A 25,274-nucleotide genomic window follows, 5' to 3' on the forward strand; every position below is an offset into this window, starting at 1 on the left:
GGCTAGCAGAGTTTGCCGATCGTCCTGGCCTCCTCGGCGGCGGCCAAGACCGCCGCCAGGTCGGCGCCGGTTCCCGCTGTGACCAGGGCCGATATGGCGCCCTCGATGAAGGGCGCGTCGGCCAGGACCACGTCGGGGCGATCTTCGACGAAGGCGCGGGCGGTGAGGACGGCGCTCCCCAGGTCCATCAGGACGACCACGCCGTCGCCCTGGTCGACCTCTGCGACGGCCGTTTCCAGTTTGGTCAGGCTGGTGCCGAGGCCGCCGTCGTCGGTGCCGCCCGCCGGGCGGATCGGGGCGTCGTCACCGGCGATGCCCACAGCAAGGGCGACCGCCTCCTCGGCCAGGCGGGCGCTGTGGGAGATGAGGACCAGTCCGACCATGTCACACCGCCCGCAGGGAGTCGATCACGATGGCCATCGAGGTCGCGCCGGGGTCCTGGTGGCCGATGCTGCGTTCGCCCAGGTAGCTGGCGCGGCCCTTGCGAGCGCGCAGGCCGATGGTGGCGGCGGCGCCGTCGAGGGCCGCCTGCGCCGCGGTGTCGAAAGACACTTTCAGGGCCGGTACGGCCGGAGCCAGCGCGTCGATCATGGTCTTGTCGCCCTCGGTCGCGGAGCCCAGTTTCGAGATTGCCGCCAGGGCGTCGGAGAACGCGTCGGCCAAAGCGTCTTCGGTGATGTCGGGGGCGTCGCCGATCGAACGGCCCAGGGTGCGGAACAGGGTTCCGTACAGGGGACCGGAGGCGCCGCCGACCTTGCGGATCAGCGTCGTGCCCGTGGTCACCAGGACGTCGGCGGGGGTCGCCGGAGGCTTCGCGGCCAGAGCCTCCTCGACGGCGGTGAAGCCACGGTCGAGGTTGGCGCCGTGGTCGGCGTCGCCGATGGCGCGGTCGAGGTCGGTCAGGTGGTCGCGCTCGGCGCGGACGCGTTCGGTGATGATCGCGATCCAGCGGACGAAGAACCCGGTGTCCATCAGCGTCCCCACCGCAGGCCGGGCGTCTCGACCGGGTGGTCCCACAGCGACGTCAGCTCGGCGTCGAGCAGGCAGGTCGTGATCGAGAAACCGGCCATGTCGAGGCTGGTCACGTAGTTGCCGACCAGGCACCTGGTGGCGGTCGCGCCCTTCTCCCGCAGGTACGCGTCCACCTCCCCATAGGCGATGTAGAGCTCCATCAACGGCGTCGCGCCCATGCCGTTGACCAGCACGAGCACGTCACCCGAGAACGGCAGATCGGAGTGCAGCGCGTCCATGGCCACCCGGACCAGCTCCCGCGCCTCCCGGAAGGACTCGCGGGAACGGCCCGGTTCGCCGTGGATGCCGATGCCCAGTTCGATCTCGGAAGGGCCCAGGTCGAAGGTCGGTTTCCCGGCCGCCGGAACCGTCCCGGCCGAGAACGCCACGCCGAACGAGCGGCTGCGTTCGTTGACCGTGCGGGCCATCGAGGCGACCGCCTCCAGCGGGGCGCCCTGCTCGGCCAGCGCGCCCGCCATCTTCTCGACGAACAGCGTCGCGCCGGTGCCTCTGCGGCCTGCGGTGAAGGTCGAGTCCTGCACCGCCACGTCGTCGTTGACCAGAACGCTCACCACCTGGGCGCCCTCTTCCGCGCACAGTTCGGCGGCCATCTCGAAGTTGAGCACGTCACCGGTGTAGTTCTTGACGATGTGGAGGACCCCGGCGCCGCCGTCGACGGCCTTGGTGGCCTCGATCATCTGGTCGGGGACGGGGCTGGTGAACACCTCGCCGGGGCAGGCGGCGTCGAGCATGCCGTAGCCGACGAAGCCCGCGTGGAGCGGCTCGTGGCCCGAGCCGCCGCCCGAGACCAGGCCGACCTTGCCGGGCGTGGGCCCGGAGGCGCGCACGACGATCCGGTTCTCGACGTCGACGCGGAGCGACGGGTGGGCGGCGGCCATGCCCCTGAGCGTGTCGGCGACGACGTCGTCGACGGCGTTGATGAGTTTCTTCACGTCTGCCTCCACGGCGAAAGGGGAAGCCGTTTCTCACGGCTTCCCCTTCCCGGTGATCAGCGGGCGAACACCACGATGTTGTCGCGGTAGGAGCGCCTGGCGCGGTCGAACGTGCCGCCGCAGGTGATCAGCCTGAGCTGGGCGCCGCCGCCCGAGGCGTACACCAGCTTGTTCGGTACGTTGTTCTTCGGATACCTGGCGACCCGGTAGACCGTGAACGTCAGGCTCGATCCGTCGGCGCGGTTGACGGTGATCTTGTGCCCGGCCTTCAGTTCGCGCAGCCGGTAGAAGACCGCCGGGCCCGACTTCGAGTCGACGTGCGCGGCGATGACCGCGACACCCTTCTCACCCGGCTCCGGGCCCGACTTGTGCCAGCCCGCGACGTCGAACCTCTTCGGGGCGATGAGCTTGCCCTTCCTGTCGAGCTTCAACGGGATGATCCGCGAGTTGACCTTGATGGCCGGAATGCGGACCCGCGTCGGGTTCGCGACATCCTTGGCGGCCGGAACGCCCTGAACCGTCGCCGCCTGGGCAGGCGGCGCCCCCTCACCCGCGCAGGCCGCCAGCAGCAGCACCGTGGCGAGAAGAGCACCCGCTCTCATCGTGTACGTCTTCACGAGGCGTCACCCTGACGACGCCGCGCCAGCATCCCCAGACCGGCCACGGCCCCGACCCCGGCCACCCCGGCGATCCCGAGCGGAATCCACGGGTTCATCGCGCTCTCCTCGGCCGAGACGAACTGCAGATCGGCGGCCCCACCCATCCCGGTGTCGACACCGCCACTGGGCCGGTCGTCATCGTCGTCGTCCTGCGTGCCACCCATCCCGGTCTCGACGCCACCGCGAGCGCGGTCGTCGTCATCGTCGTCCGAGGTACCGCCCTTGCCGGTCTCCACGCCACCGCTGGGCCGGTCGTCGTCATCGTCGTCCTGGGTGCCGCCGGCACCGGTGTCGACCCCGCCGCTCGGGCGGTCGTCGTCATCGTCGTCGGACGTGCCGCCCTTGCCGGTCTCGACGCCGCCGCTGGGCCGGTCGTCGTCATCGTCGTCGTCCTGGGTGCCGCCGGCACCGGTCTCGACGCCGCCGCGAGGACGGTCGTCGTCGTCCCGGTCGTCATCGTCGTCGTCCGAGGTGCCGCCCGAGCCGGTTTCCACGCCACCTCGCGGGCGGTCGTCGTCATCGTCGTCGCCGCCACGGCGGTCGTCGTCGTCGCCGCCGCGGTCGTCATCGTCGTCGGCCGCCGTGACCGACCACATCGGGGCCGCGTGGGCGGTGGCCGGGAGGGCGGTGGCCGCGCCGCCGACGGTGGCGAAGGCGGCGAAGGCCAGGAGGAATCGGCGCGTTTCGAGTTTCATCTCAGCTCCCTGTTGGGGTCGTTTCGTTCGCTGAGATCAGATTCACGACGCGGGGTTGGGCTTCTCTGAGAGCCGCGTTAGAGCGGTCTCATGGGGATTTGAGGCGGTAGCCGGTGCCGCGCACGGTCTCGATGCGGTCGGCGCCGATCTTGCGGCGGAGGTAGCGGACATAGACGTCCACGACGTTGGAGCCCGGGTCGAAGTCGAAGCCCCAGACCTGGCTGAGGAGCTGTTCGCGGGACAGTACCTGCTCGGGGTGGCGGAAGAACGCCTCGGCCAGCGCGAACTCCCTGGTCGACAGGTCGATGGAGCGTTCTCCGGCGTGGGCGCGGCGGGTGCGCAGGTCGAGGGCCAGGTCGCCGACGCGGAGGACGGTCGCCTCGGGGGCGCGTTCGCTGCGCAGGCGCAGGCGGACCCGGGCCAGCAGTTCCTCGAAGGCGAACGGCTTGGCGATGTAGTCGTCGGCGCCGCCCTCCAGGCCCGCGACCGTGTCGCCGACGCTGTCGCGGGCGGTCAGGATGATGACGGGGATCTCCGTGCGGGCCGCGCGCAGGCGGCGTAACACGGTGAAGCCGTCGCTCAGCGGCAGGCCGATGTCGAGGATCAGCAGGTCGTGGTCGCCCGCCCGCGCGTGCTCGTAGGCCGCGAGGCCGTCGGTCACCACCGTCGTCACGAAACCGCTGGCCCGCAGGCCCTTCTCCAGGAACGCGGCGATGCGATCCTCGTCCTCGGCGATCAGAATGCGGTTCACACGGCCTCCTCGATGACGGACGGAAAGGTCAAAACGAACTGGGCGCCCCCACCCGGGGCGTCCATCACGAAGGCGCGGCCGTCGTGCCCCTCGGCGATCGACCGCACGATCGACAGGCCCAGGCCGGAGCCCTCCCCGGCGATGCGGGAGCGTTCGAAACGCTGGAAGATGCGCTCGCGATCCTCCAGCGGGACCCCGGGGCCGGTGTCGCGCACCCACAACACCACCTGGCCGTCGCGGACCGCCGACCCGGCCGCGACCAGGTCGCCGTCGTTGGTGTGGCGCACCGCGTTGGCCATGAGCTGCATCAACGCCTGGGTGAGGCGCTGCTGGTCGGCCAGGACGTACTCCTCGGCGACCTCGTCGACGCGCCACTTGCGGTCGGCCAACGCCCGCGCGCGGGCCACCGCGCCCACCGTCAGGTCGGCGAGCTCGACCGGCTCCAGGGTGAGGAAGTTGGGCTGGCCCGCCTTGGCGAGCGTCAGCAGGTCGTCGACCAGGCGGTTCATCCGGATCAGCTCGTCGTTGACGAGGGCGAGGGTGTCGCGCTGGTCGTCGGGGTCGTCGCCCATCAGTTCCAGGTGCCCCCGGATCACCGTGATCGGGGTGCGCAGCTCGTGTCCAGCGTCGTCGGCGAAGGTGCGCTGCGCGGCGAAGGCCTGGTCGAGGCGGTCGAGCATGTGGTTGAACGTCGCCGCCAGCGCCGCCACGTCGTCGTTGCCGGTGACGTCGAGGCGCCGGGTCAGGTCGGAGCTGTCGGAGATCGCCTCGGCGGTCTGGCGGACCAGCCTGATCGGGGCCAGCACCCGCCCGGCCACGAACCATCCGGCCGCGCCCGCCAGCAGCAGCGCCACCAGGCCGGTGATCGCCAGCACCCGGACCGCCTCGACGACCTCCTCGCGGTGCCGGTCGTAGAAGACCGCCACCACGAACTGGCCGACCTCGGGGCCGACCTTGACAGGGATGGCGGCGTAGCGGACCCGGCCCGCCTCGCTGTCGGTCCACCCGGCGGCCGGTTCGGTGAGCGCGGAGATCCTCCGGATGAGCGGACCGGTCTCCACGGAGGCCAGCCGGTCGACACCGGTGATCTTGACATCCTCACCGACGACCCGGAAGTAGGTCTCCCACTGGTCGGGGGCGTTCACCGACAGGAACGAGTCGAGCAGCGCCGCCACGTTCGCCGGCGGGCCGTTGCGGGTCTCGATGTCGACGAACCGGCGCAGTTTCTCGGTCTCGTTCTCGAGTTCGGCGCTGACCCGGGCGTCGACCCGGCCGAGCAGGACGGTCCACGTCGTGAACAACGACACCGACAGGGCCAGGGCGACCAGGCAGAACATCCAGCCGACGATGCGGGCACGGGCACTCATCGAACCCTGCCGCGATCAGTCGTCACCGTCATCGTCGTCGTCATCTCCGTCGTCATCGTCCCCGCCCTGCTTGGGGGGTGGCGGCTTGACCGGTTCGCCACCCGTCTTCTTCGGGGCCTTACTGGGGGACGTCGACGGGCTCGGTTCGGGCGTCTTCGGTTCGGCGGTCACGACCACCGCGCCGCCGAGTTGCGGTCCGTCGTCGCCGAACGCGGTGAAGACGCCGGACATCGCGAAAGCGGCCACCACCGTCCCGGCGATCAGCAACAACACGGACACCCTGCGACGCATGGCCCCAGTCTCGGACCGCTTCAGGAGAACATCATGGGAGGACGATGAGAAGACTCTCATCTTCCCCGCGCCGCCGAACCTGTAGGAAGATCACCGAAAGCTCAAGGGAAGGGTTCTGACATGTCGGTGCTGCGTGATCTGGTCGAGGGAATCAAGGGCGGTTCGATCGAGGTGGTCGACCTCACCGCGCCACTGGCCGAGTCGACCCCGATCCTGATGCTGCCCGAGCCGTTCGGGAACACCGTCCCCTTCACGCTCCAGGAGATCAGCCGGTACGACGATCGCGGCCCCGGCTGGTACTGGAACAACATCTCGACCGGCGAGCACACGGGCACCCACTTCGACGCGCCGATCCACTGGGTCACCGCCCGCGACGGCGAGGACGTCTCGCAGGTGCCCCCGGCCAAGCTGCTGGCGCCCGCCGTCGTGCTCGACTTCGCCGACCGCGCCGCCGCCGACCCCGACTTCCTGCTGGAGATCGAGCACGTCACGGCATGGACGAAGGAGCACGGCCCCCTTCCCGAGGGCGGCTGGCTCCTCTACCGGACCGGCTGGGATGTCCGCGCGCACGACCAGGCTTCCTTTTTGAACGCCAATGAGACGGGTCCGCACACGCCCGGCATCTCGGTCGAGTGCGCCCGCTACCTGGCCGAGGAGACGCCCATCGTGGGGCTCGGCGTGGAGACGGTCGGCACCGACGCGGGCGCCGCCCACTCGTTCGACCCGGCGTTCCCGTGCCACTCGTTCCTGCTCGGCGCCGGGAAGTACGGCCTGACCCAGCTCCGCAACCTCGACAAGCTCCCCGCCACGGGAGCGGTCGTGGTGGCGCCGCCGCTTCCCATCGCCGGTGGCTCGGGGTCGCCCGTCCGCGTGCTGGCCCTGGTCGAGAGGTGAACGCCGACGAGGCCGTCGGGCTGGCCTTGGCCTCGCTCGGGGTCACGACCGTCTTCGGCGTCGTCGGCTCCGGGAACTTCCACGTGACCAACGCCCTCGTCGCCGGGGGAGCGCGCTTCGTCGCGGCCCGGCACGAGGGCGGCGCCGCGACCATGGCCGACGCCTACGCGCGGATGTCGGGCGAGGTCGGCGTGGTGACCGTGCACCAGGGTCCCGGGCTCACCAACCTGATGACGGGCCTCGCCGAAGCGGCCAAGAGCCGCACGCCGCTGCTCGTGCTGGCGGGCGAGGTGACCTCGCCGCTGTCGAACTTCTGGGTCGACCAGGCGGCGCTGGCCGAGGCGGTCGGCGCGGTGTCGCTGCGGATCACGTCGGGGGAGACGGCCGTCACGGAGGCGGCCGCGGCCTACCGGACCGCTCGACGGGAACGCCGGACGGTCCTGCTCAACCTGCCGCTCGACGTGCAGGCGCAGCCGGTCGGCGGCGGGAACTCGGAGCCGTCGGAGCCGGACGTCTTGCCCGCCTTCGCCGATTCGGCCCGGCTTTCTCCAGAAAAGGCCGCGTTCGGCTCGGTCGAGCGGCTCGCCGAGGCGCTGGCCGCCGCCGAGAGGCCCGTGTTCGTGGCCGGACGCGGGGCCAGGCTCGCCCGGCGTGAGCTGGAGGTTCTCGCGGACAAGTCCGGGGCGCTGCTGGCCACCTCGGCCGTCGCGCGCGGGCTGTTCAAGGGCAACCCCTGGGACCTCGACGTGTCCGGCGGGTTCGCCACGCCGCTCGCCGCCGAGCTGATCAGAGGTGCGGATCTCATCGTCGGGTGGGGGTGCGCGCTCAACATGTGGACGATGCGGCACGGCGCGCTCATCGGTCCTTCGGCCACAGTCGTGCAGGTCGACCTCGACGCCTCGGCGATCGGGGCTCACCGGTCGGTGAGCTTCGGCGTCGTCGGGGAGGTGGCAGGGTGTGCGACAGCCGTAACGGAAATTCTCGAAGATCAGCGCGACGGATACCGGAGCGATGAGCTGGCCGCGCGCCTGAAAAGCGAGCGGCGCTGGCAGGACGTCGCCTACGCCGACGAGAGCGGCGAGGGGCGCATCGACCCGCGAACACTGACCATCCGGCTGGACGAGCTGCTTCCGGCCGAACGGATCGTGTCCGTCGACTCGGGAAACTTCATGGGATATCCGGCGATGTTCCTCGATGTCCCCGACGAATACGGGTTCTGCTTCACGCAGTCGTTCCAGTCGATCGGGCTCGGTCTCGCGACCGCGATCGGCGCCGCACTGGCGCGGCCCGACCGGCTGCCCGTCGCGGCGCTCGGCGACGGCGGCGCGCTGATGGGCGTCGCGGAGCTCGAAACCGTTGTCCGGCTGGGGCTCCCGATGGTCGTCGTCGTGTACGACGACGAGGGCTACGGCGCCGAGGTCCACCACTTCCGCGGGGCCCCGCACGGCACCGTCACCTTCCCGCCGGTCGACATCGCGGCCATCGGGCGGGGCTTCGGCTGCGCCGCCGTGACGGTGCGCTTGGCGGCCGATCTGGATGCGGTGCGTGAGTGGGTCGACGGCCCCCGTGACCTGCCCCTTCTCATCCACGCGAAGGTGACCCGCGAACGCGGCTCGTGGTGGCTGGAGGAGGCGTTCAAGGGGCACTGATCGGAGGTTCGTAGGTTACGGTTCTCGCATGGCTGAGATCGTGTATCCCCCGGTGATCGGGGCCGCAGTGACGATGTTCAAGGTCCTCGGAATGAAGATCAACATCGAGGGTGCCGAAAACGTCCCGACCACCGGCGGGGCGGTCCTCGTCAGCAACCACATCAGCTATCTCGACTTCCTGTTCGCCGGTTTCGGCGCGCGACCGGCCAAGCGGCTGGTGCGGTTCATGGCGAAGAAGTCGGTGTTCGACCACAAGATCTCCGGGCCGCTGATGCGCGGCATGCACCACATCCCGGTCGACCGCGCCGAGGGCGCAGGGGCCTACATCGCCGCGCTGAAGGCGTTGAAGGCGGGCGAGGTGGTGGGCGTGTTCGCCGAGGCGACGATCAGCCAGTCGTTCACCATCAAGGACATCAAGAACGGCGCGGTCCGCATGGCCGCCGCCACCAATGTCCCGTTGGTCCCGATCTCGCTGTGGGGCACCCAGCGCCTGTGGACCAAGGGCCGCCCGCGCAAGATCATGCAGCGGAACATCCCGATCACCATCTCGATCGGCGAGCCGATGCACCCCAAGCGCCGCGACGACATGGACGCCGCCACCGCCGAGCTGCACCGCCGCCTGTCGGAACTGGTCGACAAGGCGCAGCGGTCCTACCCCGACGACGGCACCGGAACCTGGTGGCAGCCCGCCCACCTGGGAGGCACGGCCCCGACCCCCGAAGAGGCGGCGGCACTCGACGAGGCGGAGCGCAAGGAACGGGAGAATCGGGGCGAGTAACCCCCTCCACTACCAAGCTATAGCGCACCCCGGGTCTTGCGGCAAGACCCCGGGTGTGCTGCACAATCTCCCACTGTTCACGCAGATGGGGGATTTTCATGATTGACGTGATCATCGTCGGAGCTGGTCCGACCGGTGTGATGCTCGCCGCCGAACTGCGCCTGCACGGCGTCGAGGTGGTCGTCGTGGAGGCGGCCGACGAACCGACCATCATCGCCAAATCGCTCGGCCTGCACGTGCGCAGCATCGAGATCCTCGACCAGCGGGGCATCCTCGACGGCTTCCTCGCCGAAGGACAGCAGTACCCGCTCCGGAGCCACTTCGCCGGCATCATCAAGCCCTTCCCGGTAGTGCTGGACACCGGCCACCCCTACATCCTCGGCATCCCGCAGCCCACGACCGAACGCCTGCTGACCGCCCACGCCCTCTCCCTCGGCACCGACATCCGGCGTGGGAACGCGCTCGTCGGCCTGAGCCAGAACGAGTCCGAAGTGACGGCCGAACTGGCCGACGGCACCCTTCTCGCCGCCCGCTACCTGGTCGGATGCGACGGCGGGCGCAGTACCGTCCGCAAGCTGCTCGGCGTCGGGTTTCCGGGCGAGGCCAGCCGGGTCGACACACTGCTGGGGGAGATGCAACTCACCGCACCGGCCGAGACCGTGGCGGCTGTCATGGCCGAGGTGCGCAAGACGGAGCTGCGGTTCGGGGCGGGGCCGCAGGGCGACGGGTTCTACCGCGTGATCGTGCCCGCGGCCGGGGTGGCGGACGACCGGGGGGTGCCGCCGACGATCGAGGAGTTCCGGCGGCAGCTGGTCGCGACCGCCGGGACGGACTTCGGCGCGTACTCTCCGCGCTGGCTGTCGCGCTTCGGCGATGCGACGCGGCAGGCGGAGCGGTATCGGGTGGGGCGGGTCTTCCTCGCGGGGGACGCGGCGCACATTCATCCTCCGACGGGTGGGCAGGGGCTCAACCTGGGTATTCAGGACGCGTTCAACCTCGGCTGGAAACTGGCAGCTGAACTGGCCGGATGGGCGCCCGCCGACCTTCTCGACACCTACCACTCGGAGCGCCACCCGGTGGCGGCCGACGTGCTCACCAACACGGCGGCGCAGATGCTCCTGCTGTCGACCGAACCTGGTCCCCAGGCGGTCCGGAGCCTGCTGTCGGAGCTCATGGACTTCGAGAACGTGACCCGGTTCCTGCTGGAGAAGGTCACCGCGATCGGGGTGCGTTACGACTTCGGCGAAGGCCCTGACCTGGTCGGCCGCCGGATGCGGAACCACGGGAGTCTCTACTCGTCGATGCACGGCGGCCGGGGGGTGTTCGTCGACCAGACCGGTCGGCTTTCGGTGGAGGGCTGGGCCGACCGGGTCGACGTCGTGAACGAGGAGGTGGGCGTCCCGGCGGCGCTGCTCCGGCCCGACGGGCATGTGGCCTGGGCCGGCGAAGACCAGGACGAGCTGGTCGTCCAGCTGGCCAGATGGTTCGGCAAGCCAGGCCTGACCTGAGTGATCTTTGAAGAGGCGTTGATGTGGCCGCCGTCGAAGTGCGGTGTGCCGGGAGGGACCAAGAGGTGGTGCGGACAGGGCGTGCATGCGGGCTCGTCCGGTCAGTTCGCGGGACACCGCTCTGATCTACGAGGTTGACGGTCTTGGGCGCGGCTAGGAGTCGCAGCAGGGCGTGAGGAGTTCCTCGGCGCTGTCGACCTCGAAGGCGCGGTCGAGCCACGCTTCGGTCAGTTCGGGGTCGACGCAGGAGAGGATGCGGTCGCGGACCTCCTCGGTCACCGTCAACTGCCGGTTCGCGAGGATCGCCAGCACGGCTTTCGCCTCGCCCATCGCGACGTATCCGCGGGCCCAGTCGCTTTGGTACTCGTAGGTTCCCACGCCCATCAGTTTCCTCCACAGCTCCGAGGCGTCCTCGCTCAACGCCACCGAAAGATAGTCAGTGTAGTTTTGGGCTTCTTTGCCCATCTTTTTCCTGAAAGCCCGGATGCCTGCTCCGGCTGCGGCCAGCACCTTTTCGCGGTGGGGGCCGTCGGCGTGGGCCAGGGCGGAGAGGGCTGCCAGCTCGGGGTTGGCGATGGCGCGTGCTTCGTCCGTCACCACAGGGAGGGCGGACAGTCCGATGACGTGGGGCGTCACCATCGAGGAAGGGCCGATGACGATGGGTGTGGCGATGCGTTCGGCACCCTCGGCGTGTGGCCACATCACCAGAAGGATGGTCGGGCAGTCGTGGCGTGCGAACGCGCCCACGACGTATTTCGGCCAGGCCAGGCGCTTGCGCGGGTCGTGCTTGCGCTGCATTTCGACGACGCAGGCGAGGACCGGCCTGCCCTTGTCACGGAGGACGATCACGTGGTCGGCCCGGAGCTCCACGGGCACGGACTCGTTCATCACCGGTGACTCGACGCGGGCCTCCTCGTAGCGAGGAAGGTAAACGCCGAAGGTCTCCTCCAGAAGGTCGGGGGCCAGGCGGGGGTTGTTGGTGAACAGGTCCAGCCAGAGTTCGTGTTCCGTTGTCGGGGGCACGCCGATGACATTACGATCCGCCACCGGTTGAATCCGTCGAGTTATCAAGTCGTTATAGGTCTAGTGGACGTCCAAGCCGGTCCACGGATCTACGAAACTCCGCTAGATGATCATGAAGAGAACGTTCCCTCACAAGGGTCGCCCGTGTTGCCCGCCCTCGTCAATGGCTCGTACCGGCATCTGTCAGTGAATCGCCCCCTGACGTCGGCGGAAACCGTTCCATCGGATATTCAAAGCTCAAACGCCACTCGTCAGGCTCATGATCCCTTCTGGAGAGCGCTCTCCCGGTCGGTTAACCCTTTCGTATTCGTTACGTCGGAGTTAATTTGATACTTGACAGATATCGGAACAAAAGGGGAACCTCAGGGCCCAGGGAGCGCTCCCCGAACTTCACCCCCCGCCCTCCCGAGGAGACACGTTGAGTTCATCGCGCAGTCCGGGCCGGTTACGCCTGGGCGTGCTCATCGCGGCAGCGCTGGCGCTGCTCGCCTCCTACGTCGCCATCCAGCCGGCCCAGGCCGCCGACACCCTGCTCTCGCAGGGGAAGACCGCCACCGCCTCCTCGGTCGAGGGGGCCTTCGCGGCGTCCGCCGCCGTCGACGGCAGCACCGGCACCCGGTGGGCCAGCGCCTTCGCCGACCCGCAGTGGATCCAGGTCGACCTGGGCGTCTCGGCCACCATCAGCCAGGTCGTCCTGAACTGGGAGGCCGCCTACGGGCGGGCGTTCCAGATCCAGACCTCCACCAACGGGACCACCTGGACGACCGTCCACACCACGACCGCCGGGACCGGCGGTGTCCAGACCCTCGCCGTGACCGGCACGGGCCGTTATGTCCGCATGTACGGCACCGCGCGGGGTACCGCCTGGGGCTACTCCCTGTGGGAGTTCCAGGTGTACGGCTCCACCGGACCGACCGGTACCTGTGGCGGCAACGCCGCCCTCGGCAAGCCGATCACCGCGACCTCCACCGAGGGGACCTTCGTCGCGGCCAACGCCGTCGACGGCGTCGCCGGCACGCGGTGGGCCAGCGCCTACGGTGAGCCCCAGTCGGTGACGATCGACCTCGGTGCCACCACGTCGATCTGTGGCCTGACGCTGGTCTGGGAGGCCGCCTTCGCGCGGACGTACCAGATCCAGACCTCGCCCAACAACACCACGTTCACCCAGATCTACGCGACCACGACCGGCGCGGGCGGCACCGAGAACATCACCGCCACCGGGTCGGGCCGCTACCTGCGGATCGTGATGAGCAACCGGGCGCTGCCGTTCGGCGTCAGCCTCTTCGAGATCCAGGTCAAGACCGGGACGACCACGACAAGCCCGAGCCCGTCGCCGTCTCCCTCGCCCAGTCCCTCTCCGTCTCCGAGTCCGTCGCCCTCTCCGTCACCTGACCCGGGTGGGACGCGGCTCCTGTCGTACAACAAGCCCGCCGTCGCCTCGACGTCGCAGAGCGACGTGAACTGCTACGAGTGCACGCCGGCCCGCGCCTTCGACCTCGACGCCGCCAGCCGCTGGGCGACGAGCTCGACCACGGGCTGGGTCGACCCGGGCTGGATCTACGTCGACCTCGGCGCGGTGGCCCAGATCAGCAGGGTCGTCCTGCAGTGGGACCCGGCCTACGCCAGGTCGTTCCAGATCCAGACCTCCAACGACGCCACCAACTGGACGCCGATCTACACCACCACGACCGGCACCGGGTTCAAGCAGAACCTCACCGTGTCCGGTAGCGGCAGGTACGTCCGGATGTACGGCACCCAGCGTGCCACCGCCTACGGCTACTCCCTCTGGGAGTTCCAGGTGTACGGCACCGGCGGCGCCCCCAACACCCCGCCCGCCGCTCCGCCCGACCCGCGCAACCCCCCGCAGCTGGTCTGGAGCGACGAGTTCAACGGCGCGGCCGGCACCAAGCCCGACCCGGCGAAGTGGCGCGCCGACGTCGGCACCGGCCCGAACAACGAGCTGGAGTACTACACCAACAACAACAACGCCAACATGAACGGCGCGGGCCAGCTGGTCATGGAGGCGCGGCGCGAGGTCACGCCGGGCTCCGCCTGTCCGGGCGGCACCTGCCAGTACACCTCGCACCGCATGAACACCGGCACGAAGTTCCACTTCACCTACGGTCGCGTGGAAGCCAGCATCAAGGTGCCCAAGGGCAACGGCCTGTGGCCGGCGTTCTGGATGATGGGCGCCGACTTCCTGACCGGGCGGCCGTGGCCGTACAACGGGGAGATCGACATCGTCGAGGTGCTCGGCAAGGACGTGAAGACGTCGTACACCACGATCCACGCGCCGGCCTACAACGGCGGCGGCGGCATCGGGGCGCCGAACACCCTGCCGAACGGCGCCGACTTCTCCGACGACTTCCACGAGTGGGCCCTGGAGTGGAACAGCCAGGGCATGACGTGGTTCGTCGACGACCGGCAGGTCTTCACGCTCAGCAAGGCCCAGGTCGAGGCGACCCGCGGTCCGTGGGTCTACGACCACCCGTTCTACGTCATCCTCAACCTCGCCGTCGGCGGTGACTGGCCGGGTCCGCCGGACGCCTCCACCGGTTTCCCGAAGCAGATGCTCGTCGACTACGTGCGCGTGTACCAGTGATCAACCTCTCCGGGGGGCTCCGGCCCCCCGGAGGGCACCCCCCACCATTGGAGTAACGCGATGTCCCTGACCATCACGTGGGCCAGGATCGCCGCCATCGGCGTGCTGATCCTCGCCATGCTCACCGTCGTCACCCAACGGGCCGAAGCGGCCCCCATCTCACAGGGCAAGACCGCCACCGCCTCCTCCGTCGAGGGAGGCCACGTGGCCGCCAACGCGGTCGACGGCAACGCCGGAAGCCGCTGGTCGAGCCTGTTCTCCGACCCGCAGTGGCTCCGCGTCGACTTCGGCGCCGCCACCTCGATGAACCAGGTCGTGCTGCGGTGGGAGGCGGCCTACGCCACCGCCTACCAGCTTCAGACCTCGGCCAACGGCACGACGTGGACGACCGTCGCCACCCGCACCGCCCAGACCGGCGGCGTGCAGACGATCAGCTTCACTCAGACGTCGGCCCGCTACATCCGCGTCTACACCACCGCCCGCGCCACCGGCTACGGCGTGTCGCTGTGGGAGTTCGAGGTGTACGGCCCCGGCGGCGGTCCCACCCCGACCCCGACGCCCACGCCGTCGCAGCCGACGGGCCCGATCGTGCGGGTGTCGGAGTTCCTGGCCGACTGCCCGTTCACGCACCGGCTGCCGGACGACCCGATCATCTTCCCGGGCCTGGCCGGCGCCTCGCACATGCACTCGTTCTTCGGCAACCTGACGACGAACGCCAACTCGACCGTGGAATCGCTGCTGGCCGGCGACTCCAACTGCAACCCGCGCATCGACCTGTCGTCGTACTGGGTGCCGACGCTCTACGTCAACGACCAGCCCGTCGAACCGGTCATCACGACCTTCTACTACCTGGGTGAGGGTGTCCGGCCCGACATCACCGCGCAGATCCAGCCGCTGCCGCTGGGCCTGCGCATCGTGGCGGGCAACGCCAAGGCCACCGCCCCCGACAGCACGACGATCGCCCGGTGGTCGTGCCTGCACGCCAACGAGGCGGGCGCGTCGAAGGACTTCGTGAACTGCCCGGCGGGCACGATGCTGGAGTCGTACCTGGACTTCCCGCAGTGCTGGGACGGGGTGAACCTCGACTCGCCCGACCACAAGAGCCACATGGCCTACCCGGTCAACCAGGCGTGCCCGGCCACCCACCCGGTCCCGGTGCCGAAGCTGCGCCAGGTGCTCCGCTATCCGGTGAGCGGCGATCCCTCGCGGATCCGCCTCTCGTCGGGCCGCGGATTCACGATGCACGGCGACTTCTTCAACGCCTGGCCCGAGGCGGAGATGCTCCAGCGGGTGCGTGACTGCATCCGTCCGGTCATCAAGTGCGGGGCCAACGGCCGCCCATGAGAAAACTCGTTCTCGCCGCCGTGTTGCTTCTTTCGGTCTCCTGTACGTCGGAAGCACCGCCACCTCCGGCACCCGTCGTGGCCGTGACGGCCAGTGCGTACAACCCGACGGATCTGGCGTGGGCGCAGCTCATGGCGGCGATGAACGAGCGTGTCCTGGAACTGACCGACCTAGCCCCCACTCGGGCCGCGGACCCCGCTCTCGTCGATCTGGCGGGGTCCGTCGGCCAGGGTCACCGGGCTGAGCTGGCCCGTCTTCGCGCGATCCTGACCAGCGCGAAGGCGGGCCCCAACCCGCACGAGGGGCACGACATGCCGGGCATGGCGACCCCGATCGCGATCGAGGCGGCGGCCAAGGCGAAGGGTAAAGCCTTCGACAAGATGCTGCTCAAGGCGCTGAAGGGCCATCTCGACCAGTCGGCGATGGTGACCGCCAGCGAGCAGAAGGCGGGCGCCTCGCCCGAGGCGCTGGCCCTGGCGGCCGACATGACCGCGGCGCGGGCCGGGCAGCTGTCGATTCTCGCGGGGCTTACACGGTAAGAATGTAAGTATGAAGGTTGGACTTCAGATCCCGAGTTTCACCTACCCCGGCGACGCGCCGCTGAGCGATCAGCTCGCCGAGATCGTCAAGACCGCAGACCAGAGCGGGTTCGACACCATCGCGGTGATGGACCACTTCTGGCAGATCACGAACGTCGGCCCGCCCGAAGAACCGATGCTGGAGGCGTACACCACCCTCGGCTGGATCGCCGCCCAGACCACGCGGGCGCGGCTGCTCACGCTGGTCACCGGTGTGATCTACCGCCAGCCGGGCCTGCTCGCCAAGATCATCACGACCCTCGACGTGTTGTCGGGCGGCCGTGCCTGGCTGGGCATCGGCGCGGCCTGGAACGAAGACGAGTCGAAGGGCCTCGGCTTCCCGTTCCCGCCGCTGGCCGAACGCTTCGAGATCCTCGAAGAGGCGCTGCAGATCTGCCTGCAGATGTGGGCGGGCGACGAGAAGCCGTACACCGGACGGCACTTCACGCTCGACCGGCCGCTGAACTCCCCGCAGCCGATCACCCGCCCGCACCCGCCGATCATGATCGGCGGCGGCGGCGAGAAGAAGACGCTGCGCCTGGTCGCCCAATACGGCGACGCCTGCAACCTGTTCCCGGCGGCGCCCGACGAGCTGCGCCGCAAGCTCGACGTCCTGCGCGGCCACTGCGAGGCGGTCGGCCGCAACTACGACGACATCCAGAAGACGATCTACTACATCTACGACACCTCACATGGCACCCAGAAGATCGTCGACGATCTGGGCGGCTACTCCGAGCTCGGCTTCAGCCTGGCGATCGGCCAGGTCAAGGGCGTGTCCGGGCTGACGCCGCTGGAGCAGATCGGTCACGACGTGATCCCGGTCGTCCAGTTGATCTGACATTGGGCTAACTTGGCGGCGTGGGCTCAGCCACCCTCGTCCCCCAGACCCAATCGATGACCGGCGACGACCTGTCCGCCGACGACGCCTGGGCCGCCCTGCGCGCCTACGGCGCCTGGCGGCTCGCCCGTGACTCCGTCGTCCGTTTCCGTTACGGCGACGGCATGAGTCATTCGCGGGCCCTGGCGTTCCAGATGTGCCTGTCGGTGATCCCCGGCGCGATCGCCCTGGTCGGGCTCAGCTCGGTCGTCCACACCGAGAAGCTCGGCCAGGTCCTCGCCCTGACCTTGAGCTCACTGACACCGGGCGAGGGCGTGGCGGCCGTCCGCGACATCCTCGACGGCGGCTCGCGCTCCGACGCGGTGGCGCTGTGGCTGGGCCTGATCACCGCCGTGTTCTCCCTGGTCAGCACCATGGCCCAGGTCGAACGCGGCGCCAACCGCATCTACGGCATCGAACGCGACCGCCCGTTCCACCGCAAATACCTGCGCGGCCTGGTCCTGGCCACGACGGCGGGCTCGTTCATGGTCGCGGGCTTCGTCACGATGGTCGGCGGCGGCGCCCTGAAACACGCCCTCGCCGAGGTGTACGACTGGGGCCCCGGCCTCCGCTTCGCCTTCGACCTGGTGCGCTGGCCGCTGGGCTTCCTGCTGGCCCTGGTGGCGACCTCGGTGATCTTCCGCGCGTCTCCCCGGCGCAGGCAGCCGGGGCACACGTGGCTCGCTTTCGGGGCTCTGGTGACCTTGGTCCTGTGGACGATCTTCACCTTGGGCCTGGCCGTCTACACGGGCCTCAACGGCAGCTTCGGCGAGACGTACGGGCCGTTGACGGCGGTGATGGCGCTGCTGCTGTGGTCGTTCCTGACCTCGATCGCCCTGTTCATCGGCCTGGCGGTGGCCGCCCAGCTGGAGGCCTCCCGCACCCACCAGACCGAACCCGCCATGCCCGACCCCGGCCCGACCAAGGAGGAGGAACGGGAACCGCTGGTGGGCGCGGTCGGCATGGCCGCCCTGACGGCGGCCCGAGCCCTGATCGCCCGCGTCAGGCGGCGGCGCTGACCACGACGCCGAACGCCGCGACCAGCACCACGACCCCGATGCCGACGAGCCACCGGCCGGTCGTGACCCCGTGGCCCCGCACGTCGTCGATGCGGACGTTCGCCGGGTCGGCCGGGTCGTAGAGCACCCGCACGCGGTCACCCTTGGCGGCCGGAGCGGGGTTGCTCCCGACGGGGGAGCGGGCCTCGACGATCCGCCCCTCGGCGGTGCGGAAGCGGAGGACCGGCAGGTAGACGTGCGCCGGGCGGGGCCGCTGCGCCACGCCCGCGCGGCTGGCCACCAGCCTGACCACTTCGCCCTCGGCGGCGACGGCGACGGCCAGGAACGCCCGGCTCGCCCGTAACACGGACCGGCCCTGGGCCAGCAGATGGAGGCCGATGAACTCCAGCACCAGCCCGATGACGACCCGTTCCACCCCCGCAGACTACGACTCCAGCCGGCGGCCGGTGACCCGGGACGGGGTGATCGTGATCAGGTGGTCGCGGCCCTCGGCCCACGAGCCGCCCAGCACGTCGGTTCCCGCGTGGTGGCAGGGGCCCTGCACGAGCACGCTCCAGCCCTCGCGGCGCTCGGGGTCGATCGCGTCGACCTCGAAGGCGACCACGATCTCCAGGCCCTCGATGTGGGTGCGCAGGTCGGCGTCCAGGGCGCCGCCGGTGCGGGTGTGCAGGACGATCCTCCCGGCGTCGAGGTGGTAGTTGACGGGGAGGATCGTCGGGCCGTGGGAGCCGGTGAAGGCGATGCGGCCGATGCCGCCGGGGGCGATCAGGGCGAGGCATTCCTCGTCGGTGAGGGTGCGGAGGGTGTTCATGGCGTCCACTCTGCTCGGGCCGGGGCGCTGGGACAACGGCCGATCGGCCCTGCCGAAGGTCCCTGCCTGAGGGGTCCTCGGGCTCTGCTGTCGTAACGGTGGAAAGCGTGTGATGGAGGGCGCAAACACCTCGTACAGAAGGAGCCCCCGATGACCCTCTCGGCCCGTGTCTGGGCGGTCGCCCGGATCGCCCTTGGCTGGATCTTCCTCTGGGCCTTCCTCGACAAGCTGTTCGGCCTGGGGTTCGGCACGCCCGGCGAGAAGTCGTGGCTCAACGGCGGCAGCCCCACCACCGGATTCCTCACCAACGCCGGTGGCTTCTACGGCTCGCTCGCCGGGCACTGGTGGGTCGACGTGCTGTTCATGGCCGGGCTGCTGGGCGTCGGGGCGGCGCTGATCCTCGGCATCGGGATGCGCGTCGCGGCCGGAGCCGGAACGCTGATGCTGCTCCTGATGTGGGGCGCCGCGCTGCCGCTGACGACCAACCCATTCCTCGACGACCACATCGTCTACGCGATCGTCCTCATCGGGCTGGCCGCCGGGAACGCGGGCGACACGTGGGGCTTCGGCCGCCAGTGGGCTGCGCGCACCGGCGGCCTGCCGTTCCTCAGGTAGCGTCGAGCGCCATGCGGGCCAGCTCGGCCGCGCCCGTCACACCTGACAGGTTGCCCAGCCCCGGCGCGAAGATCAGCGTGTCGAGCGCGTAGCCGCCGGCCAGCTCGGCCGCGCGGGCGCGGACCAGGTCGAGCAGCCCCGGCCGCCCGCCGACCCCACCGCCGATGATCACGGCCTGCGGGGAGAGGGTCGAAGCCAGGTTGTGTACGGCCTTCGCCAGATATTCGGCCTCCAGCTCCCACGGCTCGCCGTCTTCGATCTCCTGCGCCGGCCGCCCCCAGCGCGCCCGCATCGACGACCCCGAGGCCAGACCTTCGAGACAGTCGCCGTGGAAGGGGCACATGCCCGGGAACGGGTCACGCGCGGTGTCGTGGGGGACCAGCATGTGCCCGGCCTCCGGGTGGGTCCGCCCGTGGAGCGGCCGCCCGTCGACGATGACGCCCACGCCGATGCCGGTGCCGACCGTCATGTAGGCGAGGGTGTGCAGCCCCCGCCCCGCGCCGTAGCGCAGCTCACCGATCGCGGCCCCGTTGACGTCGGTGTCGAGCCCGACCGGCACCCCGAGGGCGTCGCGGAAGGGCGTCACCACGTCGGTCCCCGACCAGCCCGGCTTGGGGGTCGCGGTGATGTGCCCGGTCGACAGGTCGACCGGGCCGAAGGTGGCGACCCCGACCGCCGCGGGGGCGGGGTGACGCTTGAAGAAGGCGACGGCGGCCGGGATGGTCTCGTCGGGTGTCGTCGTCGGGACCACCTCGGTGGCCACGACCTTTCCGTCGGTGTCGGCGAGCGCGCACACCCATTTCGTTCCGCCGGCTTCGACGGCTCCGTACCTGATCACACCCGTAGTCAATCGCGAACGGGCGCTCCGGCAAAATGACGCTAGAAAGGCCGCATCTGATCGATCACCTTGACCGAGAGATCGATGATCGATTCGACCTTGGGAAGGTCGCGGCGCACGTCGTCCGGGCCGAAGCGTTCGGTGTCGCGCTGGGGATACTCCGCCTCGTTCCTTCTGCGCCGCATGCGGTCGAACGGCCGCAGGATCGGGCCGAGCGGTGGATCGAGCTGGGCGGACACGGCTTCGAAGACGGCGATGTGGCCGCCCCTGACGGTGGTCCGCAGGCCCTGGTTCTCCAGCACCCCGCACAGCGCCTTGCGGGCGGCGTCGTAGAGCAGCTGGTAGGAGCCGACGGGGTCGACGTCCATCGTGAGCCGGGCCGCGGTCACGTGCTTGCGGGCCTGGTCGATCATCGCCTCGGCCTGGGGGCGGCTCGCCGGGACCCTGCCCAGTTCGCCGCGGCCGATCATGCCCTCGACCGTCTGGCGGCCCTGTTCCCATCTCATCCGGCTCCGACCTCCAGCTTCACGCGTGGACGAGTCCGGACCGACTCCAGGAAGGGGTTCTCCTCGGGAGACTCCCAGTCGCCGCGAGTGATCTGGCGAATGTTCACCTCCCGGCCCAGGCGTTGCCGGGCCTTCCTGGCGACGTCGTCGAGGTCGTCGAGATCGGCGCCGCCGATCACCAGGACGTCGAGGTCATGGGGGACCGGGCCCGGTTCGCCCTGGTAGCGGGCCGCCCACGAGCCGTAGATGTAGGCCTCCTCCACGCCGGGCACGCCGGTCAGCATCTCGGGCAGCACCGCGATGGGGCCGTAGGTCAGCGCGAGCAACTCCGTGAGAGGCCGCGCCACGGCCGTCTCGGTGGCGGCACGGACCAGCCGGAGGTTGCCCAGACGGCGGTGATGGACCAGCCCGGCCTCCGACAGCCGGTCGACCTCTCTGCTCACCCCCGCGGCGGAGACACCGAACAGGTAAGCCAGGTCCATCTGCGGGAATTCGTGGTCGGGATGCAGGAAGAGCCACGCCAGCAGTTCCCCCTGCAACGGAGAACGCAGCAGGGGGAGCAGGATGGGCGGCGGTCGTTGCATAAGACGCAAGATAACTTGCGTCTTACGCAAATGCCAAGGTCAGAACTCCGGCTGCTGCCAGCCGCTCTGCGGCACGTCGCCCCGGTACGGCGGCAGCACGACCGGAGGCACGAAGGTCTCCTTGATCGTGCGGGCGTTGACCCAGCGGATCAGGTTGAGGATCGAGCCCGCCTTGTCGTTGGTGCCCGAGGCCCTCGCCCCGCCGAACGGCTGCTGGCCGACCACGGCGCCGGTCGGCTTGTCGTTGATGTAGAAGTTGCCGGCGGCGTAGCGCAGCTTCTCCGAGGCCGCCGCGATGGCGTAGCGGTCGCGGGCGATCAGCGCGCCGGTCAGGGCGTAGGGGGTCGCCGACTCCAGCTGGGTCAGGGTGGCGTCGAAGTCGTCGTAGACGTGGACCGACAGGATCGGGCCGAAGTACTCGGTCGTGAAGATCTCGTCGGTCGGGTCGGCGCACTCCAGCACGGTCGGCTTCACGAAGTAGCCCACCGAGTCGTCGTAGGAACCCGTCAGCACCGAGATGTTGTCGGCGGCGTGGGCCCGGTCGATGGCGGCCTTGTGCTTGGCGAACGCGCGGGCGTCGATGACGGCGCCCATGAACGTCGACAGGTCGGCCGCGACGTCGCCGACGGTCAGCGACTCGGCCAGGGAGACGAAGTCGTCGCGGATGAGGTTCCACATCGCGCGGGGCACGTAGGCGCGGGACGCCGCCGAGCACTTCTGGCCCTGGTATTCGAAGGCGCCCCTGATCAGCGCCGTCGTCAGCGCCGCCGGGTCGGCCGACGGGTGGGCCAGCACGAAGTCCTTGCCGCCGGTCTCACCGACCAGGCGGGGGTAGGCGTGGTAGCGCCCGATGTTGGCCCCGACCGTCGACCACAGGTGCTGGAAGGTCGGGGTCGAGCCGGTGAAGTGGACGCCGGCCAGCGCCGGATGGGTCATCGCGACCTCGGAGACCGCCGAGCCGTTGCCGGTGACCAGGTTGATCACGCCCGGGGGGAGCCCGGCCTCCTCCAGCAGCGCCATCGTGAAGTGGGCGGCGAACTGCTGGGTGGGGGACGGCTTCCAGACGACCACGTTGCCCATCAGCGCGACCGAGGCGGGCAGGTTCGCGGCGATGGCGGTGAAGTTGAACGGCGTGATGGCCAGGACGAAGCCCTCAAGGGGCCGGTACTCCATCCGGTTCCACACGCCGGGCGAGGAGATCGGCTGCTCGGTGAGGAGCTGGCGCGCGAACGACACGTTGAACCGCAGGAAGTCGATCAGCTCGCAGGCGGCGTCGATCTCGGCCTGCTGGGCCGACTTCGACTGGCCGAGGATGGTCGCCGCGTTCAGGGTGGCCCGCCAGGGCCCGGCCAGCAGTTCGGCCGCGCGCAGGAAGACGGCCGCCCGCTCGTCGAACGACAGCGCCCGCCAGGCGGGGGCCGCGCCCAGCGCCGCCGAGATGGCCGACCGCACGTCGGCGGGGGTGGCGTCATGGGTCGTACCGAGGACCGAGGCGTGGTTGTGCGGCTGGACCACCGGGATCGGGGAGCCGCCGCCCATGCGGCGTTCGCCGTCGATCGTCATCGGCAGGTCGATCGACGTGGCGGCCAGTTCCTTCAGCCGCCCCTCCAGCATCGCTCGGTCGGCGCTGCCGGGGCCGTACGACCGCACCGGCTCGTTGACCGGTGTCGGGACCGTGGAGACGGCGTCCATCACTTACCCCCAAGGGAACGCAGGAAGAAGGCCACGTTGGCCGGTCGTTCGGCCAGGCGGCGCATGAAATAGCCGTACCAGTCGTCGCCGTAGGGGATGTACACGCGCACGAGGGCGCCCGAGTTGGCGAGCGCCTGCTGTTTGTCGGTACGGATGCCGTACAGCATCTGGTACTCGTAGGTGTCGCGCGGCCGGTCGTGCCGGTCGGCGAGCAGCTCGGCGATGGAGATCAGCCGGTCGTCGTGGGTGGCCACCATGGGGTGCCCCGTGCCCGCCATCAGCACCTTCAGGCAGCGCACATAGGCAAGGTCGACGTCGTTCTTCTTCTGGTACGCCACCGACGCCGGCTCCCGGTAGGCGCCCTTCACCAGCCTGACCCGCGAATCGCGCAGGTCGTGGCAGTCGGCCTCGCTCCGGAACAGGTAGGCCTGGATCGCCACCCCGACGTCGGGGAAGTCGGCCCGCAGGTCGCGCAGGATGCCGAGCGTGGAGTCGACCGTGGTGTGGTCCTCCATGTCGAGGGTGACCGTGGCCCCGGCGTCGCGGGCGGCCGAGCAGATCTCCCGCGCGTGTTCGAGGGCCATCGAGTCGTCGAGCGCCTGCCCGACGGCCGACAGCTTGACCGAGACCTCCGCCCGGTGCCCCAGCCCGAGAGGGGCGAGCGCGTCGAGCAGCTCGATGTACGCCTTCGCGGTCGTGACGGCCGCCGAGGTGTCGCGCACCTCCTCGCCCAGATGGTCGATCGTGACCATGAGCCCCGAGCGGGCCAGTGTCTTCACCGCGGACACGGCGTCGGCCGTGCCCTCCCCGGCGACGAACCGGTCGACGACGCGCCGGGTGGGCGGCAGGGCCGTGACGGCCTTGCGCGCGAGCGGATTCCTCGACACGGCGAGGAGCGTGGAACCGAGCATGCACACAGCGTAATTCGCCCGGAAAGTACCCTTCCACGGACATCCGGCCAAGTCTCTTCAGACAAATGCACAATAATGGCCCCATGCAAGACCTGGTCGACGAGATCGCCCGCCTGCTCGACGCGTCGGTGACCGTCGAAGATCGCGCGTTCGAGCTGGTCGCCTACGGTGTCCAGAGCGGCGTCGTCGACGAGGTCCGCCAGGAATCCATCCTCCGCCGCCGCGCGACCCCCGCCACGAAGGCACATTTCGAGGCCTACGGAATCGCAACGGCAGATCATCCCGTACGCATTCCGCAGGCCCCCGGCTTCCTCGCCCGCGTCTGCGTCCCCTTGCGACACAAGGGCGTCACTTACGGTTACCTCTGGCTCCTCGACAGCGGGAAGCTCCCCGACGCCCGCCTCCACCAGGCGGCCCCTCTGTTCGCGCGATTGGCCGCCGCTCTGGCCCACGAAGCCCAGATCCGCCGCGCCCCTCTCGACGACCTCTTCTCCCCGAACCCCCAGGCCCGAGCCGAAGCGGCTCGTGGAATCGAGGGCCCACTGGTCGCTTTGGCCGTAGCGGCAGGCCCGGCCGAGGTCCCCATCTCGTGGTCCCTCCCACGAGACGTGCTCACCGGTCAGGCGGGCACGCATCCCGCGTTTCTGGCCCCACCGGCTCGCGCCCGCGAGGCGGCCACCAGTTTGCACGCCATGTATGGCGTTTCAGTTGGAGTCGGCGATCTCCGCCAGGACCCGGAAGACGCGTGGGAAAGCTGGCGGGAGGCCCTGAACGCGCTGCGCGTGGCGGAGAAAACCGGGGAGCCCGTCGCTCATTGGTCAGAGCTGGGCGTCTACCGCTACCTGGTCAGGCTGCCCCACCACGAGCTGGCCGAACTGGCGGGGGAGTCCGCCGCCCTGCCCGAAGACCTGGCGACGACGCTGGAGACCTACCTGGATCGGGCGGGCCATGTCCAGCAAACGGCGGCGGCATTGGGCATCCATCGCCAGACGCTCTATTACCGCCTGGGCCGCGCCGCCCAACTCACCGGCAAAGACCTGTCGGATGGCCAAGACCGCCTGCTGCTCCACCTGTCGCTGAAGGCCCGGCGTCTCTAACCGGGTCGTGTACCGAAATTTCGGCATATGAGGTGGCCTTGCTTTGGGTGATGCTTCCGAGGCGGCGGTCTCGGGGTGGTGGCTTCAGAGGGACAGCCGACTTTGCCGCCCGACATTTCGGGTATGCGGCGTGATGTTGGGGTCATGTCAGGTCGAGGCCCCGGGAGGCCAGGACTGGTCGGGCTCCGGATTCTGTGGAAGCCCGAAATTGCGTGGATGGC

27 protein-coding genes are annotated in these 25,274 nt (G+C 69.8%); 11 read left to right on the forward strand and 16 right to left on the reverse strand.

From position 1 onward, the window contains the following. Positions 1 to 2: 2 nt before the first annotated feature. The 8 genes from dhaM to ACYQ78_RS03685 form a co-directional block, all read right to left on the reverse strand. Complete coding sequence (gene dhaM, locus ACYQ78_RS03650; RefSeq protein ID WP_459799209.1) at positions 3 to 383, reverse strand: dihydroxyacetone kinase phosphoryl donor subunit DhaM; 381 nt, start codon at positions 381 to 383, stop codon at positions 3 to 5. Position 384: 1 nt separating this feature from the next. Continuing rightward, positions 385 to 972 carry a dihydroxyacetone kinase subunit DhaL gene (dhaL, locus tag ACYQ78_RS03655; RefSeq protein ID WP_459799210.1) on the reverse strand — a complete coding sequence of 196 codons (588 nt, stop codon included), beginning with the start codon at positions 970 to 972 and terminating at the stop codon, positions 385 to 387. Beyond that, positions 972 to 1,964 (reverse strand): dihydroxyacetone kinase subunit DhaK, encoded by a 993-nt coding sequence (gene dhaK / locus ACYQ78_RS03660; protein ID WP_459799211.1) that lies wholly within the window; start codon positions 1,962 to 1,964, stop codon positions 972 to 974. The genes dhaL and dhaK overlap by 1 nt, the downstream gene beginning before the upstream one ends. A gap of 56 nt (positions 1,965 to 2,020) precedes the next feature. Beyond that, complete coding sequence (locus ACYQ78_RS03665) at positions 2,021 to 2,581, reverse strand: class F sortase (protein WP_459799212.1); 561 nt, start codon at positions 2,579 to 2,581, stop codon at positions 2,021 to 2,023. Continuing rightward, the gene (locus ACYQ78_RS03670; protein WP_459799213.1) at positions 2,578 to 3,318 is read right to left on the reverse strand and encodes a hypothetical protein; all 741 of its coding nucleotides are present in this window, start codon (positions 3,316 to 3,318) and stop codon (positions 2,578 to 2,580) included. The genes ACYQ78_RS03665 and ACYQ78_RS03670 overlap by 4 nt, the downstream gene beginning before the upstream one ends. Before the next feature lie 88 nt (positions 3,319 to 3,406). Then, complete coding sequence (locus ACYQ78_RS03675; RefSeq protein WP_459799214.1) at positions 3,407 to 4,069, reverse strand: response regulator transcription factor; 663 nt, start codon at positions 4,067 to 4,069, stop codon at positions 3,407 to 3,409. After that, on the reverse strand, positions 4,066 to 5,436 hold the full coding sequence (locus ACYQ78_RS03680; protein ID WP_459799215.1) for a sensor histidine kinase: 1,371 nt from the start codon (positions 5,434 to 5,436) through the stop codon (positions 4,066 to 4,068). Before ACYQ78_RS03680 ends, ACYQ78_RS03675 begins: the two co-directional genes overlap by 4 nt. A gap of 15 nt (positions 5,437 to 5,451) precedes the next feature. Continuing rightward, the gene (locus ACYQ78_RS03685; RefSeq protein ID WP_459799216.1) at positions 5,452 to 5,727 is read right to left on the reverse strand and encodes a hypothetical protein; all 276 of its coding nucleotides are present in this window, start codon (positions 5,725 to 5,727) and stop codon (positions 5,452 to 5,454) included. A 120-nt stretch (positions 5,728 to 5,847) separates the two neighbouring features. Here ACYQ78_RS03685 and ACYQ78_RS03690 point away from each other — a divergent pair, with 120 nt between their 5' ends. From ACYQ78_RS03690 to rox, 4 genes are all read left to right on the forward strand, one after another. Next, the gene (locus ACYQ78_RS03690; protein WP_459799217.1) at positions 5,848 to 6,621 is read left to right on the forward strand and encodes a cyclase family protein; all 774 of its coding nucleotides are present in this window, start codon (positions 5,848 to 5,850) and stop codon (positions 6,619 to 6,621) included. Then, positions 6,618 to 8,270: a thiamine pyrophosphate-binding protein gene (locus ACYQ78_RS03695; RefSeq protein ID WP_459799218.1), complete on the forward strand. Its 1,653-nt coding sequence runs from the start codon at positions 6,618 to 6,620 to the stop codon at positions 8,268 to 8,270. Before ACYQ78_RS03690 ends, ACYQ78_RS03695 begins: the two co-directional genes overlap by 4 nt. 28 nt (positions 8,271 to 8,298) lie before the next feature. Continuing rightward, positions 8,299 to 9,048 (forward strand): lysophospholipid acyltransferase family protein, encoded by a 750-nt coding sequence (locus tag ACYQ78_RS03700; RefSeq protein ID WP_459799219.1) that lies wholly within the window; start codon positions 8,299 to 8,301, stop codon positions 9,046 to 9,048. 98 nt (positions 9,049 to 9,146) lie between these two features. After that, complete coding sequence (gene rox / locus ACYQ78_RS03705; protein ID WP_459799220.1) at positions 9,147 to 10,556, forward strand: rifampin monooxygenase; 1,410 nt, start codon at positions 9,147 to 9,149, stop codon at positions 10,554 to 10,556. A 153-nt stretch (positions 10,557 to 10,709) separates the two neighbouring features. On the opposite strand, the gene ACYQ78_RS03710 is transcribed toward rox, so the two are convergent. After that, complete coding sequence (locus ACYQ78_RS03710) at positions 10,710 to 11,579, reverse strand: hypothetical protein (RefSeq protein WP_459799221.1); 870 nt, start codon at positions 11,577 to 11,579, stop codon at positions 10,710 to 10,712. A 418-nt stretch (positions 11,580 to 11,997) separates the two neighbouring features. Between ACYQ78_RS03710 and ACYQ78_RS03715 the strand changes: the two genes are divergently transcribed. From ACYQ78_RS03715 to ACYQ78_RS03735, 5 genes are read left to right on the forward strand one after another with little or no spacing between them, the layout of a single operon-like run. Continuing rightward, a complete protein-coding gene (locus ACYQ78_RS03715; protein ID WP_459799222.1) occupies positions 11,998 to 14,181 on the forward strand; it encodes a discoidin domain-containing protein in 2,184 nt (727 codons plus the stop codon). Positions 14,182 to 14,241: 60 nt separating this feature from the next. After that, positions 14,242 to 15,525, forward strand: coding sequence for a DUF1996 domain-containing protein (locus tag ACYQ78_RS03720; protein ID WP_459799223.1), 1,284 nt, complete (start codon positions 14,242 to 14,244; stop codon positions 15,523 to 15,525). Beyond that, entirely contained in the window at positions 15,522 to 16,064 is a 543-nt protein-coding gene (locus ACYQ78_RS03725) for a DUF305 domain-containing protein (protein ID WP_459799224.1), read from the forward strand. The genes ACYQ78_RS03720 and ACYQ78_RS03725 overlap by 4 nt, the downstream gene beginning before the upstream one ends. A 10-nt stretch (positions 16,065 to 16,074) precedes the next feature. Further along, positions 16,075 to 16,941 carry an LLM class F420-dependent oxidoreductase gene (locus ACYQ78_RS03730; protein WP_459799225.1) on the forward strand — a complete coding sequence of 289 codons (867 nt, stop codon included), beginning with the start codon at positions 16,075 to 16,077 and terminating at the stop codon, positions 16,939 to 16,941. A gap of 20 nt (positions 16,942 to 16,961) precedes the next feature. Beyond that, positions 16,962 to 17,999, forward strand: a complete 1,038-nt coding sequence (locus ACYQ78_RS03735; RefSeq protein ID WP_459799226.1) for a YihY/virulence factor BrkB family protein — start codon at positions 16,962 to 16,964, stop codon at positions 17,997 to 17,999. Here ACYQ78_RS03735 and ACYQ78_RS03740 read toward each other — a convergent pair. Further along, complete coding sequence (locus ACYQ78_RS03740) at positions 17,983 to 18,414, reverse strand: DUF3592 domain-containing protein (RefSeq protein ID WP_459799227.1); 432 nt, start codon at positions 18,412 to 18,414, stop codon at positions 17,983 to 17,985. The two genes, ACYQ78_RS03735 and ACYQ78_RS03740, sit on opposite strands and share 17 nt — an antisense overlap. Before the next feature lie 9 nt (positions 18,415 to 18,423). After that, on the reverse strand, positions 18,424 to 18,810 hold the full coding sequence (locus tag ACYQ78_RS03745; protein WP_459799228.1) for a pyridoxamine 5'-phosphate oxidase family protein: 387 nt from the start codon (positions 18,808 to 18,810) through the stop codon (positions 18,424 to 18,426). 150 nt (positions 18,811 to 18,960) lie between these two features. Here ACYQ78_RS03745 and ACYQ78_RS03750 point away from each other — a divergent pair, with 150 nt between their 5' ends. Then, positions 18,961 to 19,425, forward strand: coding sequence for a DoxX family membrane protein (locus ACYQ78_RS03750; RefSeq protein WP_459799229.1), 465 nt, complete (start codon positions 18,961 to 18,963; stop codon positions 19,423 to 19,425). Here the strand turns inward: ACYQ78_RS03750 and ACYQ78_RS03755 are convergent. The 5 genes from ACYQ78_RS03755 to ACYQ78_RS03775 are packed head-to-tail and all read right to left on the reverse strand — an operon-like array spanning position 19,418 to position 23,956. Beyond that, on the reverse strand, positions 19,418 to 20,263 hold the full coding sequence (locus tag ACYQ78_RS03755; RefSeq protein ID WP_459799230.1) for an ROK family protein: 846 nt from the start codon (positions 20,261 to 20,263) through the stop codon (positions 19,418 to 19,420). The genes ACYQ78_RS03750 and ACYQ78_RS03755 overlap by 8 nt on opposite strands. Positions 20,264 to 20,304: 41 nt before the next feature. Then, positions 20,305 to 20,769, reverse strand: coding sequence for a hypothetical protein (locus tag ACYQ78_RS03760; RefSeq protein WP_459799231.1), 465 nt, complete (start codon positions 20,767 to 20,769; stop codon positions 20,305 to 20,307). Beyond that, complete coding sequence (locus tag ACYQ78_RS03765; RefSeq protein WP_459799232.1) at positions 20,766 to 21,353, reverse strand: hypothetical protein; 588 nt, start codon at positions 21,351 to 21,353, stop codon at positions 20,766 to 20,768. Before ACYQ78_RS03765 ends, ACYQ78_RS03760 begins: the two co-directional genes overlap by 4 nt. A 39-nt stretch (positions 21,354 to 21,392) precedes the next feature. After that, a complete protein-coding gene (gene pruA / locus ACYQ78_RS03770) occupies positions 21,393 to 23,045 on the reverse strand; it encodes an L-glutamate gamma-semialdehyde dehydrogenase (RefSeq protein ID WP_459799233.1) in 1,653 nt (550 codons plus the stop codon). Then, on the reverse strand, positions 23,045 to 23,956 hold the full coding sequence (locus tag ACYQ78_RS03775; protein WP_459799234.1) for a proline dehydrogenase family protein: 912 nt from the start codon (positions 23,954 to 23,956) through the stop codon (positions 23,045 to 23,047). The genes pruA and ACYQ78_RS03775 overlap by 1 nt, the downstream gene beginning before the upstream one ends. Positions 23,957 to 24,039: 83 nt before the next feature. On the opposite strand from ACYQ78_RS03775, the gene ACYQ78_RS03780 reads away from it, so the two are divergent. Continuing rightward, on the forward strand, positions 24,040 to 25,053 hold the full coding sequence (locus ACYQ78_RS03780; protein WP_459799235.1) for a PucR family transcriptional regulator: 1,014 nt from the start codon (positions 24,040 to 24,042) through the stop codon (positions 25,051 to 25,053). Positions 25,054 to 25,274: the final 221 nt, after the last annotated feature.

It is taken from the genome of Herbidospora sp. RD11066 (assembly GCF_054661255.1).

Excerpts from the sequence above, each read along its gene's own strand:
- dhaM (WP_459799209.1), bottom strand. The coding sequence starts at position 383 with ATGGTCGGACTGGTCCTCATCTCCCACAGCGCCCGCCTGGCCGAGGAG.
- dhaL (WP_459799210.1), bottom strand. The coding sequence starts at position 972 with ATGGACACCGGGTTCTTCGTCCGCTGGATCGCGATCATCACCGAACGC.
- ACYQ78_RS03670 (WP_459799213.1), bottom strand. The coding sequence starts at position 3,318 with ATGAAACTCGAAACGCGCCGATTCCTCCTGGCCTTCGCCGCCTTCGCC.
- ACYQ78_RS03680 (WP_459799215.1), bottom strand. The coding sequence starts at position 5,436 with ATGAGTGCCCGTGCCCGCATCGTCGGCTGGATGTTCTGCCTGGTCGCC.
- ACYQ78_RS03685 (WP_459799216.1), bottom strand. The coding sequence starts at position 5,727 with ATGCGTCGCAGGGTGTCCGTGTTGTTGCTGATCGCCGGGACGGTGGTG.
- ACYQ78_RS03690 (WP_459799217.1), top strand. The coding sequence starts at position 5,848 with ATGTCGGTGCTGCGTGATCTGGTCGAGGGAATCAAGGGCGGTTCGATC.
- ACYQ78_RS03700 (WP_459799219.1), top strand. The coding sequence starts at position 8,299 with ATGGCTGAGATCGTGTATCCCCCGGTGATCGGGGCCGCAGTGACGATG.
- rox (WP_459799220.1), top strand. The coding sequence starts at position 9,147 with ATGATTGACGTGATCATCGTCGGAGCTGGTCCGACCGGTGTGATGCTC.
- ACYQ78_RS03720 (WP_459799223.1), top strand. The coding sequence starts at position 14,242 with ATGTCCCTGACCATCACGTGGGCCAGGATCGCCGCCATCGGCGTGCTG.
- ACYQ78_RS03725 (WP_459799224.1), top strand. The coding sequence starts at position 15,522 with ATGAGAAAACTCGTTCTCGCCGCCGTGTTGCTTCTTTCGGTCTCCTGT.
- ACYQ78_RS03730 (WP_459799225.1), top strand. The coding sequence starts at position 16,075 with ATGAAGGTTGGACTTCAGATCCCGAGTTTCACCTACCCCGGCGACGCG.
- ACYQ78_RS03745 (WP_459799228.1), bottom strand. The coding sequence starts at position 18,810 with ATGAACACCCTCCGCACCCTCACCGACGAGGAATGCCTCGCCCTGATC.
- ACYQ78_RS03750 (WP_459799229.1), top strand. The coding sequence starts at position 18,961 with ATGACCCTCTCGGCCCGTGTCTGGGCGGTCGCCCGGATCGCCCTTGGC.
- ACYQ78_RS03760 (WP_459799231.1), bottom strand. The coding sequence starts at position 20,769 with ATGAGATGGGAACAGGGCCGCCAGACGGTCGAGGGCATGATCGGCCGC.
- ACYQ78_RS03765 (WP_459799232.1), bottom strand. The coding sequence starts at position 21,353 with ATGCAACGACCGCCGCCCATCCTGCTCCCCCTGCTGCGTTCTCCGTTG.
- pruA (WP_459799233.1), bottom strand. The coding sequence starts at position 23,045 with ATGGACGCCGTCTCCACGGTCCCGACACCGGTCAACGAGCCGGTGCGG.
- ACYQ78_RS03775 (WP_459799234.1), bottom strand. The coding sequence starts at position 23,956 with ATGCTCGGTTCCACGCTCCTCGCCGTGTCGAGGAATCCGCTCGCGCGC.
- ACYQ78_RS03780 (WP_459799235.1), top strand. The coding sequence starts at position 24,040 with ATGCAAGACCTGGTCGACGAGATCGCCCGCCTGCTCGACGCGTCGGTG.